Source organism: Arthrobacter ulcerisalmonis (assembly GCF_900609065.1).
GTDB classification, from domain to species: domain Bacteria; phylum Actinomycetota; class Actinomycetes; order Actinomycetales; family Micrococcaceae; genus Arthrobacter; species Arthrobacter ulcerisalmonis.
Genome location: NZ_UXAU01000033.1, coordinates 16,631 through 28,627, shown reverse-complemented (window position 1 = coordinate 28,627; position 11,997 = coordinate 16,631). Strand labels below are relative to the sequence as shown.

The following is an 11,997-nucleotide window of genomic DNA, read 5'->3' as shown; positions in this document are numbered from 1 at the left end:
GGGATCAACCTGCCAAACGAGAAACCAAAAAACAAAGCCGCATGACTCCACACAGCTTGACATCGAGCGTAACTGCAGTTTTGAACCCTCAAAACTGCACTTCGCGCTACTCAGTTGGGAGTTACGCCTTCAACTTGGGCTTTACATCCTTGGTGTACAGCCCCTCCAGCGTGGCCTTCAGTTCCGTCATGGTGGTCTTCACGTCCGCCTGCTGGGTGAGGATCTTCGCTGCGGCCTTCGCCATCTCCTGGTCCGCGCCGGGCAGGAAAGCGCGGGCGTTGTCCTGCACTCGGGTTACGGCCAGCTGATCCATTGCCGTCTTGATCTGCGGGGTCTTGGCGAGGACCGCTGTCATGTCCGCCGACTTCCGGGTAGGCATGTAGCCGGTTGCCGCAGAGAACGCAGCAGTGTTCTCCGGCTCGGTCACGAACTGCAGGAACATGGCCGCGGCCAATTGCTGCTCGGGGCTCACTCCGCTGGGGATGCCCAAGCCGGCACCACCGGTGGGGCAGACCTCCGTCTTGGCCTTTGAACCACCGGGCAGGAATCCGACGCCCACGTTGAAGTTTGACGATTTCAGGATGCCGATCAGCGAACCCGTGGACGAGACAGTAGCCGAGGCCAGTCCGGCGGCGAAGTCGTCCGCAGATTCCTTGGAGGAAACGCCAGCCCAGCTGTCCTTGTACACGGAGTCCTGGGCAGCCTGAAGCGCCGCTACCGATTCGGTCGAATCGCAGGTGATGTCCCAGTCCTTGGACCAGGCACCGCCTTCGCCCCACAGGTTGTTCTGCAGGGTCCAACCCGCGTAACCAGCCAGGGCAGGGTGCATGAAGGCGTACTGTGCGCCGCTGCTTGCCTTCAGCTTGGGCGCCCATTCGGCGTATTCCTGCCAGGTTGCTGGGGCGCGGTCCGGCAGACCCGCAGCCGCAAAGTGATCCTTGTTGTAGTAGAACATCGGCGTGGAGCGGCCATAGGGAAGGGCCCACTGCTTACCGTCGTACTTGTAGTCATCCACCAGCGAGGTGCGGAAGTCGTCCAGCTTGACGTCCAGCTGGGTGAGCAGTGAATCGAGCGGGATGATGTTGCCGTTGAGGTAGTAGCGGAACCACCAGACGTCGGAGAGAACCACCAGCGCGGGCAGGCCGGACTTGGCAGCCTGGGCCGTCTGGAACTTCTGCGCAATCTCTTCGTAGTTGGCACCAGCGGTGATCAGGTTGACCTTGATGTCAGGGTTCTTGGCCTCGAACCGGGCGATCATGTCCTTCTCCACGTCCTGGGACTTACCCGGGTGGTTGGACCAGAAATCGATGGAAGCGGCGGGCTTGACGCCGTCGAAGTTGATGGCGGTTTCGGTCGGCGCTGCGCCGGCCGAGGTGGACGGGCCGCCGCAAGCGGTCAGTGCCGCTGCGCCGGCGCCCACGCCCGCGAGGGAAAGGAAGAGCCGCCGGTCCAACGCCGGTGACAGGAATTTCGGTGCCATGGTGGTGCCTTTCGTTGTTGCCGGGGCAGGCTGCGGCGCAGCCCGGGAGCCCGGCTGGATGCGGTGCGGAAAAGTTCAGTGGGGGTCCGGACGGGGAGGAACGGACGACGGCGGGTGGCCGGGGAATCAGCCCGTGACACTGCCTTGGGTCAGGCCGGCCACGATGTAGCGCTGCAGCATGGCGAACACCACGAGGATGGGCAGGATCACCAAGACGGCACCGGCCATCATGATGCCCCAGCCAGCGCCATTGCTTTCCGAGTTCTGCAGCAACGTCAAGCCCACCGGGAGCGTCATGCTTTCGGGCTTGTCCGTGATGATCAGCGGCCAGATGTAGTCGTTCCATTCGCTGACCACTGTCACCAGGGCCACCGTTGCGATCGACGGCAGGGAAACAGGAACCACCACCTGCCAGAGGCGTCGCCAGTGTCCAGCACCGTCGATTTCGGCAGCTTCGAGGATGGAAGCGGGCAGGGTGAGGAAGTGTTGGCGCAGTAGGAAGGTTCCGAAAGCGGTGCCGAGGCCGGGCAGGATGATGCCCCACAAGGTGTTCTTGCCGCCCATGCCAGCGATGAGAATGTAGTTGGGCAGGATGGAGACTTGGGCGGGCACCATCAGGGCCACCAGGATCAGCACGAAGATCAGCTTCTTGCCTGGAAAACGGACAAACACCAGCGCGTAGGCCGTCAGGATGGCCAGCACCACCTTGATGGTGGACCCCACCACTGTCACCACGGTGCTGTTGAAGAAGAACTGACCGAACGGCACCGTGGTGGTGGCAATCCTGTAATTCTCGGGGTCAAGCGCTTTGGGCAGGATCTGCAGGTCAAGGGTGACGATTTCGCCGGGCTGTTTGAACGAGCTCAACACCATCCAGAGCAGCGGCAAGAAGACAACCAGCACGGCAACGGCGAGAGGCAGGTAGCCGGTGACCAGCGTCTGGGTGAGGTTTGCCCAGCTGAAGGCGCGCGCCTGGGGCGCCGGGCCGTCGTCGTGCGCGTCACCGGAATCAGCGGAAGCAGCGGCGGTACGGGTGGCGAGTGGTGCGCTCATGAGTAGTGGACCTTTCGCTCAACGAACCGCAACTGCAACACCGTGATCACCAGGAGAATGACGAACAACACCACAGAGATGGCAGCCGAGTATCCGGCTCGGTTGTAGGCGCCGAACGCTTGCAGGTATGCCTCGTAGATCAAGGTGCTGGTGCCTGAGCCCAGTGGTGTCATGATCCGGATGAGGTCGAAGGCCTGCAGGGAGCTGAGCATGGTGGTGATCAGCAGGAAGAACGTGGTGGGGGAGAGCAGCGGCACCGAGATGCTGATGAAACGCCGGAAGCTGGTGGCGCCGTCCAGGGCTGCGGCCTCCATGACGTCTTTGGGCAGCGACTGCAAACCGGCAAGGAAGACCACCGCGCAATAGCCGAGGTTCTTCCACACGTACACAATGATCACCATCACCAGGGACAACTCGGGATCGTTGATCCACTGCGGGCTCTGCTGGCCAATCCCGCGCAGGATCCACGCCAGGACGCCGTAGCCGGGATCAAAGATGAACAGCCACACGAGTCCAACGCCCACGCCGGACAACACGTAGGGGGCGAAGACGGCGGCCCTGGCGAACGTGGTGCCACGGACTTTGCTGTTGAGCGCCAGGGCCACCAACAGGCCCAGAACCATGGAACCGCCCACGGTGAAGAGGGTGAAGATTCCGGTGGTGCCCAAGACCTTGGGTGCATCCGAACTGGAGAAAAAGGTGATGTAGTTTTCCAGTCCGACGACGGCGGCCGAGGCAGAGCCCAGCGTCCAGTTCAGCGTGGAGTAGTAAATATTGTTCAGCAACGGCAGGTACGTGAACGTTGCGATCAAGGCGAGGTTGGGCAGGGCCAGCACGAGGAATACCACGAAGTCGCGGCGGTTCCGGGCGGACCAGCGACGCTGGACAGGCCTCTTGGCGGGGGCTGGCGGCGGCTCGGAAATCGCGGCCGGCAGGGTCCCCTGGAGCTGAGTGGTCATGGGTCTCTTACGGAGAAGGCCTGGTCAAGGCGAGGGGGGGAGAAGGTAGCTGGCTCTCACTCCACCACATCGAAATGGCCAAAAACCGGGAAAAAGTGGTTGGTGGAAATTTGTTGGTCAACCCTTTGGCAGCCGTTCACGGAGCGTTGAATTCCGGGTGGCGCAAAGTTCGCTTCCGCCGCCGGGGGTGCTCACCTTCCGCGACCTCCGGACCCAACTGACTTGCAGTTGTTGTCGTTTTGGGGGCTCAAAACGACAACAACTGCGACCTAGTTGGGAGGGGGAGGACACTGGTGGGATGGGAGCTATCACTGACGTCCAAGGCATCCGGGTGGGCCACGTCCAACAAACAGGTGCCGGCTGGCTCACCGGGGTGAGTGTGGTGTTGCCTCCACCGGGCACATTTGGCGCAGTTGATGTTCAAGGCGGCGGGCCGGCCACCCACGAGAGCGACGCCCTGGATCCCACCACCCTGGTCCCCACCGTCGACGCCGTCGTCCTCACCGGCGGCAGCGCCTACGGTCTGGCCGCCGCAGCTGGCGTCCAGCAATGGTGCGAGCAGGCAGGCCGCGGCTTTGCAGTCCCCGGCGGGGTGGTGCCGATCGTGCCAGCTGCTGCGATCTTCGACCTTGGCCGCGGTGGCGACTTTGCCGCCCGACCCGGCCCCGACATGGGTTACGCGGCAGCCGTCGCCGCAGACGCCGAAAAGGACGGGCACGACGTCGGCCGCGGCAACGTAGGTGCCGGCACCGGCGCACTCATCGGCGGCGGCACGTACAAAGGCGGCGTAGGAACCGCTTCCATCACCCTTGAGAACGGGGTGGTGGTGGGGGCTCTCGCCGTGGTCAACGCGCTAGGGCTGCCTTTCGTTGCTCCGACTGCGTCGCGTGGGCCTGGGCCTGGGCCTGGGCCGCGGGACCCGCGGGGGCTGTGGACGCCCTCCGCGCGCTCGGTCGTTCCTCCCTTAGACGCGCGCTTCCGGGCCCCCACCGACCCCGCTCCCTTGGAAGCGCGCACAGGTCCCGCTTCCTTGGACGGTCCTGCTGCTTTGCCGCTGAACACCACGCTTGTTGTTGTTGCCACCAACGCTGATTTGGATGGGGCCGAGTGTAAACGGACAGCTTCTGCGTCTCAGGCTGGGTTGGCTCGAGCCCTGGATCCCAGCCATACCCTTGCCGACGGAGACACCATTTTTTGCTTGGCAACCGGCACCGTAGCCTTGGATCGAAGCACTGCGCCGGCCCGGCAACTGAGTCTGGTGGCCCTGCAGCGGGCGGCAGCCGACGTCGTGCGTGCGGCAATCCTGGACGGCGTGTCCAATGCGGAGGCAGTCAGCACGCCCGCAGGAGATTATGGTGCATTCGGCGTCTAGTAGGTTAGTATTGCCGATTTAACTTTTGCCCCCGGACAGGGTAGTGTTGCTTGTTGGTTGTCTGGACTGCCGCGCCCTTTTGGGGGCCCGAAGTGGATGATCGATCCAACAAAAACGTTCGTGGTCTTTCCCGGTGCAATCCGGCAGGGCTGCGACAACAACAGTTAGCGGAGGGTATGGCCAAGAAGGACGGGGTCATTGAGATCGAAGGCGTTGTGACTGAGGCGCTGCCTAACGCGATGTTTCGCGTTGAGCTCACCAACAAGCACATCGTTCTGGCACACATCTCTGGGAAGATGCGTCAGCACTACATCCGAATCCTCCCTGAGGACCGCGTAGTGGTGGAACTAAGCCCCTACGACCTCACCCGTGGTCGCATCGTCTACCGCTACAAGTAAATTGCTGGGCGGACTCGGCAGCAGCCGGGACCGCTCCAGTTGACCAACTGTTACACGCAAAGGAATGCCATGAAGGTCAAGCCGAGCGTCAAGCAGATCTGCGAAAAGTGCAAAGTGATCCGCCGTAATGGCCGGGTCATGGTGATCTGCGAGAACCCGCGCCACAAGCAGCGCCAGGGCTAATTTCCCTTCGGGAAAACCCTGGGTTGCTAACCCACGCAAGTAAAGATAAAAGGCAGCACAAGCTGAATTGGGACGTAAGAGCCCGGACAGCTAACCCCCGGTCGGAGGCTGGGGCCGCACTGAAAGTGCGGGTGTACTGCCTACGACCTCCGGTTTAGCAAGGAGTACCGCCACTATGGCTCGTCTCGCTGGCGTAGACATTCCCCGCGAAAAGCGGTTGGAAATTGCGCTTACTTACATCTACGGCGTGGGCAAGACCCGTGCACACGACACCCTGGCTGCCACCGGCATCAGTGCAGACGTCCGAGTCAAGGACCTCACCGATGCCCAGCTGGTTGAGCTGCGTGACTACATCGAAGGCAACTACAAGGTTGAGGGTGACCTTCGCCGCGAAGTAGCAGCTGATATCCGCCGCAAGGTTGAAATCGGCAGCTACGAAGGTATTCGCCACCGTAAGGGCCTGCCCGTACGTGGGCAGCGTACCAAGACCAACGCCCGTACCCGTAAGGGCCCGAAGCGCACCGTCGCAGGCAAGAAGAAGGCTCGCTAAACCGCACTAGCCTCCTGATCACCACTTCGGTGGTGTTAGGAACCAGGCACGTGTGGGACAAGCGACAGCTTTCGCCCAATAAACTTTCTGTAGGAGAAAAAAATGCCCCCAAAGACTCGTGGCGCGGTTCGCAAGCCGCGTAAGAAGGACAAGAAGAATATCGCGCTCGGCCAGGCGCACATCAAGAGCACGTTCAACAACACCATCGTTTCCATCACGGATCCGAACGGTGCTGTCATCTCCTGGGCTTCCTCAGGTGAGGTTGGCTTCAAGGGCTCGCGTAAGTCCACCCCGTTCGCTGCCCAGATGGCTGCTGAAGCCGCTGCAAAGCGTGCGCAGGAGCACGGCATGCGCAAGGTCGACGTCTTCGTGAAGGGTCCCGGCTCAGGCCGCGAGACCGCGATCCGTTCGCTGCAGGCCGCTGGCCTGGAGGTTGGCTCCATCCAGGACGTCACCCCCGCTGCTCACAACGGCTGCCGCCCGCCCAAGCGCCGCCGCGTCTAAGCCTTCCCGTCGCAAAGCTTGCCCGCACCATTGATGGTGCGGGCAAGCCCAGCACGTTAAGTCTCAGGATACGAATTTCCACCACCTGTGTTGCGTCATATAGCGGATGCTCGCCGAAAGGAAACCTAAGTGCTCATTGCACAGCGCCCCACCCTCTCCGAAGAGGTAGTCTCCGAAAACCGTTCACGGTTCATCATTGAACCGCTGGAACCGGGCTTCGGTTACACACTCGGAAACTCCCTCCGCCGTACCCTGCTCTCATCCATCCCCGGCGCTGCAGTAACCAGCATCCGGATCGATGGCGTGCTGCACGAGTTCACCACGGTTCCGGGTGTCAAGGAAGATGTCACCGAGATCATCCTTAACATCAAGAGCCTGTCGGTTTCCTCCGAGCACGACGAGCCGGTTGTTGCCTACCTGCGCAAGCAGGGCCCGGGAGTCGTCACCGCCGCGGACATCGCTCCGCCGGCCGGCGTCGAATTCCACAACCCGGATCTGCACATCGCCACGCTGAACTCGAAGGGCAAGTTCGAACTCGAACTGACCATCGAGCGCGGTCGCGGCTACGTTTCGGCAGCTCAGAACAAGTCCGGCGATGCAGAGATCGGCCGTATCCCGGTCGACTCCATCTACTCGCCGGTCCTGAAGGTCACCTTCCGCGTGGAGGCAACCCGTGTCGAGCAGCGCACCGACTTCGACAAGCTGATTGTTGACGTTGAGACCAAGCAGGCCATCGCCCCGCGCGATGCCGTCGCTTCGGCCGGTACCACCCTGGTGGAACTGTTCGGTCTGGCCCGCGAGCTGAACACCGCAGCTGAAGGTATCGAGATTGGCCCGTCGCCCACCGACGCTGCACTTGCAGCTGACATGGCACTGCCGATCGAAGACCTGGACCTCACCGTCCGGTCATACAACTGCCTCAAGCGTGAGGGCATCCACTCCGTGGGTGAACTCGTTGCACGCTCCGAGGCCGACCTCATGGACATCCGTAACTTCGGTGCGAAGTCCATCGACGAGGTCAAGGCAAAGCTGGTTGAACTGGGCCTGTCCCTCAAGGACTCGCCTCCCGGTTTTGACCTCGCAGCACGCGCCGCAGCTATCGAAGAGGACGACGCCGCTTTCGGCGACGACGAACTCTAACCAACAGATCTTGGCCGGCTGGCTGCACACACCCCGGTGCGCGCAGCCCAACGGCTTCCAATGAGGAGAAACTATTATGCCTACCCCCGCTAAGGGTCCGCGCCTCGGCGGCGGAGCGGCTCACGAGCGCCTGATGCTCGCGAACCTGTCCGCAGCACTGTTCGAGCACAAGCGGATCACCACCACGGTGACCAAGGCCAAGCGCCTGAAGCCCTACGCAGAGCGCCTGGTGACTTTCGCCAAGCGTGGCGACCTGGCTTCACGTCGTCGCGTCCTGGGCCTGATCAGCAACAAGGGCGTCGTCCACGAGCTGTTCACCGACATTGCCCAGGCAGTGGAGAACCGCGACGGCGGCTACACCCGCATCACCAAGATCGGCAACCGCAAGGGCGACAACGCTCCCATGGCTGTCATCGAACTCGTTCTCGAGCCGGTTTCCCCGAAGCAGGCCGTTGTTGCTGAGGCAACGAACGCTGCCAAGCGCGACGCCGAAAAGCAGGAAGCTGCTGCTCCTGTCGCCGAAGAAGCTACCGAAACTGAGGTTGTAGAAACCGAAGCTCCGGCCGCTGACGAGGCTGCTGCAGAAGAAGCTCCCGCCGCTGAAGAAGAGGCTGCAGCTCCGGTTGCCGAGGAGAAGGACGCGAAGTAATTCGCTGACATCTTTCGCATAGACTGAGGTTTATGAACCACCAAAAACCCGCTGCTCCCGTTTTGGGGGGCGGCGGGTTTTTGCGTGTCCGCCTCGACGTGGCGTACGACGGCGGTCCGTTCAGCGGGTGGGCCATCCAGCCCGGCCGGCGGACCGTCCAGGGCGTCCTGGAAGAGGCACTGGCGCTGTTGCTGCGGCGGGCCGTGCGGGTAACCGTTGCTGGCCGGACGGACGCAGGCGTCCACGCCAGCGGCCAGGTAGTCCACCTGGACCTCTCCGACGAAGAGTGGTGCGGACTGCCGCGCGGACACGAAATGGACCCGGCAGCGGCCCTCCTTCGCCGTCTTCGTGGCGCATTGAGCCGGCTCCTGGGCGATCTGACCGGTGCCGTTGAGATACACGCCGTGTCGCTGGCGCCGGCTGGCTTCGACGCCCGCTTCTCTGCCCTCTACCGCCGCTACACCTACCGCATCGCCGACGGCACGGCCCGCCGGGATCCGATGCTGCGACATCTCACCCTGTGGCACCGGCACGCCTTGGACGTTGACCTGCTCAACGCCAGCGCCCGGCAGTTGCTGGGCCTGCAGGATTTCCGCTCGTTCTGCAAGCCCCGTGAGGGCTCCACCACCATCCGGGAGCTGCAACGCTTCGAATTCCAGCGGACAGCGGACGGCGTCATTGAGACCACCGTCCAGGCCGATGCTTTCTGCCACAACATGGTGCGGGCCCTGATCGGTTCGGCGTTCTACGTTGGCGAGGGTGTGCACCCACCAGAATGGCTGTACGAACGACTGCTGGCCCGGATGCGGGACGCGAAATCGGTGTTGGCCGCACCGCATCCCTTGGTCCTCGCCGAGGTGGCCTACCCGAGCGACGCGGAACTCCTGGTCCGGGCTGAACTGACCCGTGCGCGCCGGGCCTGACCCTTGAAACCAGGGCGGGCGGGATCTGCCGGGAACTCATTTTGACCCGGAGCCACTCTGCACGGTAATCTTGGTAGTCGTTGTGCGTCTCCTATTCCGATGGTGCGTGCCCGAGTGAGAATCCGGTTGCAGGATAACTACTCAACGGGTGCAGTCGGAACTTCAGGATCACTGGTTACATAGAGTCCTCACCTCTGTTCCGGTAGCGCATAGATAGTAGGTTTCCGCCCCTGAGCGGCGCCTAAAAAAGAACGCCAGAACAAGAACGAGGCAAACACCGTGCGTACGTACACCCCGAAGCCCGGCGATATCAACCGCCAGTGGCACGTCATTGACGCCACCGACGTTGTCCTTGGTCGTCTTGCCAGCCAGACCGCAATCCTGCTGCGCGGCAAGCACAAGGCCACCTTCGCGTCCCACATGGACATGGGCGATTTCGTCATCATCATCAACGCTGAGAAGGTTGCCCTCACCGGCGCCAAGCTGGAGCAGAAGCGCGCATACCGCCACTCCGGTTACCCGGGCGGCCTGACCTCCGTCAATTACGCGGAACTGTTGGAGTCCAACCCGGTCCGCGCCGTTGAAAAGGCCATCAAGGGCATGCTCCCCAAGAACTCCCTCGCTGCCCAGCAGCTGGGCAAGCTCAAGGTGTACCGCGGTGCTGAGCACCCCCACGCCGCACAGCAGCCCAAGACTTTCGAAATTACCCAGGTCGCCCAGTAGTCCTGGCCACCGAACAACTTACTTAATACAAGGAGAACCGTGGCTCAGAACGAAGAGACCACCGAAGCCGTTGAGGCTGAGGAAAACCTGACCAGCTACACCTCTGAGAGCTCTGCAGCAGATGCAGCTCCCAAGAAGGAGCGCCCGGCACTGACCGTTGCCGGTGCTGCTGTTGGTCGTCGCAAGGAAGCCGTTGCACGTGTCCGGGTTGTTCCGGGCTCCGGCAAGTGGACCATCAACGGCCGCGAGCTGTCGAACTACTTCCCGAACAAGCTTCACCAGCAGGACGTCAACGAGCCTTTCAAGATCCTTGATCTCGAAGGCGCCTACGACGTCATCGCCCGTATCCACGGTGGTGGCATCTCCGGCCAGGCTGGTGCACTGCGCCTCGGCATCGCCCGTTCACTGAACGAGATCGACGTCGAGAACAATCGCGCCACGCTGAAGAAGGCCGGTTACCTGCGTCGTGACGCCCGCGTCATCGAGCGCAAGAAGGCTGGCCTCAAGAAGGCCCGTAAGGCTCAGCAGTACTCCAAGCGCTAAGTCGCTTCCGAAAAGCCCGTCCCACCTCTGGTGGGGCGGGCTTTTTCGTGTCAGGCCGGGGCGGGTGGCGGCCCACCCGGCCCGCAATAAGAACAGAGATGGGCGCCGACGGGTCGTGACAAGCAGAGCCCATGCAGTGATCCTCTAGACTGAGCTGGTGTCTAGATTATTTGGAACCGATGGTGTCCGGGGACTGGCGAATGGCCTTCTCACTGCAGAGCTGGCGATGCAGCTGGCCCAAGCGGCCGCCGTCGTACTCGGCCATGACCGCAATACGAACGGAACCCGCCCACGAGCCGTCGTAGCCCGCGACCCACGCGCCAGCGGCGAATTTATTGCCGCCGCCGTGGAAGCGGGGCTCTCGAGTTCGGGAATCGACGTCTACGACGCCGGTGTCCTGCCCACCCCAGCCGCCGCCTATTTGGTAGCCGACCTGGACGCTGACTTCGGCGTGATGATCTCCGCCTCGCACAATCCCGCGCCTGACAACGGCATCAAATTCTTCGCACGGGGCGGCCAGAAGCTGCCGGACGAGGTGGAGGATGCCATTGAGGCGCAGATGACCCAGCCCGCCGTCCGGCCGGTAGGTGCGGACGTTGGCCGAATCCAACGCTTCGCCGACGCCGAGGACCGCTACATCGTCCACCTGCTGGGGACGCTGCCGCACCGCCTGGACGGGGTCAAAGTAGTCCTGGACTGCGCCCACGGCGCTGCCAGCGGATGTTCGCCCCAGCTCTTCAAGGATGCCGGAGCCGACGTTGTGGTCATTGGTGCGGAACCCGACGGGCACAACATCAACGACGGTGTGGGCTCCACCCACCTGGGCCCCCTGAAGGCGGCCGTCCTGGAACACGGCGCGGACCTTGGCATTGCCCATGACGGTGACGCTGACCGCTGCCTCGCCGTGGACCACGAAGGCACAGAGGTGGATGGTGACCAGATCATGGCTGTCCTGGCCGTTGCGCTGAAAGCGAGCGGCAAGCTTAAGGACGACGTCCTCGTAGCCACCGTCATGAGCAACCTTGGCCTCAAGATCGCGCTGCGTGAAGCTGGCATCAGCATCCGTGAAACGGCGGTGGGTGACCGGTACGTCCTTGAGGGAATGCGCGCTGGCGGCTACAACCTGGGCGGCGAGCAGTCCGGCCATGTCATCTTTGCCGACCACGCCACGACGGGCGATGGCCTGCTCACAGGATTGCAATTGGCCGCTCAGGTTGCCCTCACGGGGCGCCCGCTCAAACAACTCGCCACCGTGATGACCAAACTGCCGCAGGTCCTGATTAATGTCCGGGACGTGGACCGTTCGGCAGTTGGTAGCAGCGAGGCCCTGGCCCGTGCCGTCCTGGCTGCCGAAGCTACACTGGGCGAGACTGGACGGGTCTTGCTGCGACCGTCCGGGACCGAACCCGTGGTGCGCGTCATGGTCGAAGCCGGTGACGAAGGCACAGCGCAGGCGATCGCCAGCCAGTTGGCCGACGTTGTCAGGACAGAACTCGCACTAGAACTCGTGTCCGAGTAGT

At 62.7% G+C, this 11,997-nt stretch carries 14 protein-coding genes; 11 read left to right on the top strand and 3 right to left on the bottom strand.

The features are described 5' to 3' along the window. Positions 1-121: 121 nt before the first annotated feature. The 3 genes from PSET11_RS11615 to PSET11_RS11605 all read right to left on the bottom strand — a co-directional run bounded on the left by PSET11_RS11615 (position 122) and on the right by PSET11_RS11605 (position 3,492). Positions 122-1,465, bottom strand: a complete 1,344-nt coding sequence (locus PSET11_RS11615; RefSeq protein WP_124092468.1) for an ABC transporter substrate-binding protein — start codon at positions 1,463-1,465, stop codon at positions 122-124. A gap of 141 nt (positions 1,466-1,606) precedes the next feature. Further along, positions 1,607-2,533 carry a carbohydrate ABC transporter permease gene (locus tag PSET11_RS11610; protein WP_124092462.1) on the bottom strand — a complete coding sequence of 309 codons (927 nt, stop codon included), beginning with the start codon at positions 2,531-2,533 and terminating at the stop codon, positions 1,607-1,609. Then, a complete protein-coding gene (locus tag PSET11_RS11605) occupies positions 2,530-3,492 on the bottom strand; it encodes a carbohydrate ABC transporter permease (RefSeq protein WP_203415964.1) in 963 nt (320 codons plus the stop codon). The genes PSET11_RS11610 and PSET11_RS11605 overlap by 4 nt, the downstream gene beginning before the upstream one ends. Positions 3,493-3,790: 298 nt before the next feature. Here PSET11_RS11605 and PSET11_RS11600 point away from each other — a divergent pair, with 298 nt between their 5' ends. The 11 genes from PSET11_RS11600 to glmM all read left to right on the top strand — a co-directional run bounded on the left by PSET11_RS11600 (position 3,791) and on the right by glmM (position 11,996). Beyond that, a complete protein-coding gene (locus PSET11_RS11600; RefSeq protein ID WP_124092460.1) occupies positions 3,791-4,864 on the top strand; it encodes a P1 family peptidase in 1,074 nt (357 codons plus the stop codon). A gap of 176 nt (positions 4,865-5,040) precedes the next feature. Next, on the top strand, positions 5,041-5,262 hold the full coding sequence (gene infA, locus PSET11_RS11595) for a translation initiation factor IF-1 (RefSeq protein ID WP_009358723.1): 222 nt from the start codon (positions 5,041-5,043) through the stop codon (positions 5,260-5,262). A 69-nt stretch (positions 5,263-5,331) separates the two neighbouring features. After that, positions 5,332-5,445, top strand: coding sequence for a 50S ribosomal protein L36 (rpmJ, locus tag PSET11_RS11590; RefSeq protein ID WP_009358722.1), 114 nt, complete (start codon positions 5,332-5,334; stop codon positions 5,443-5,445). Positions 5,446-5,620: 175 nt separating this feature from the next. Further along, the gene (rpsM, locus tag PSET11_RS11585) at positions 5,621-5,995 is read left to right on the top strand and encodes a 30S ribosomal protein S13 (protein WP_124092458.1); all 375 of its coding nucleotides are present in this window, start codon (positions 5,621-5,623) and stop codon (positions 5,993-5,995) included. A gap of 102 nt (positions 5,996-6,097) precedes the next feature. After that, complete coding sequence (rpsK, locus tag PSET11_RS11580) at positions 6,098-6,499, top strand: 30S ribosomal protein S11 (protein WP_018769149.1); 402 nt, start codon at positions 6,098-6,100, stop codon at positions 6,497-6,499. Positions 6,500-6,628: 129 nt separating this feature from the next. Continuing rightward, positions 6,629-7,639, top strand: coding sequence for a DNA-directed RNA polymerase subunit alpha (locus PSET11_RS11575; RefSeq protein WP_050684374.1), 1,011 nt, complete (start codon positions 6,629-6,631; stop codon positions 7,637-7,639). 76 nt (positions 7,640-7,715) lie between these two features. Next, positions 7,716-8,288 (top strand): 50S ribosomal protein L17, encoded by a 573-nt coding sequence (gene rplQ / locus PSET11_RS11570; protein WP_124092456.1) that lies wholly within the window; start codon positions 7,716-7,718, stop codon positions 8,286-8,288. Between the two features lie 32 nt (positions 8,289-8,320). After that, positions 8,321-9,211, top strand: a complete 891-nt coding sequence (truA, locus tag PSET11_RS11565; protein ID WP_203415963.1) for a tRNA pseudouridine(38-40) synthase TruA — start codon at positions 8,321-8,323, stop codon at positions 9,209-9,211. Between the two features lie 279 nt (positions 9,212-9,490). Then, entirely contained in the window at positions 9,491-9,934 is a 444-nt protein-coding gene (gene rplM, locus PSET11_RS11560; protein ID WP_015937805.1) for a 50S ribosomal protein L13, read from the top strand. A gap of 39 nt (positions 9,935-9,973) precedes the next feature. Continuing rightward, complete coding sequence (rpsI, locus tag PSET11_RS11555) at positions 9,974-10,477, top strand: 30S ribosomal protein S9 (protein WP_124092454.1); 504 nt, start codon at positions 9,974-9,976, stop codon at positions 10,475-10,477. Positions 10,478-10,634: 157 nt separating this feature from the next. Further along, positions 10,635-11,996 carry a phosphoglucosamine mutase gene (glmM, locus tag PSET11_RS11550; RefSeq protein WP_124092452.1) on the top strand — a complete coding sequence of 454 codons (1,362 nt, stop codon included), beginning with the start codon at positions 10,635-10,637 and terminating at the stop codon, positions 11,994-11,996. The last annotated feature ends 1 nt before the right edge of the window (position 11,997 follow it).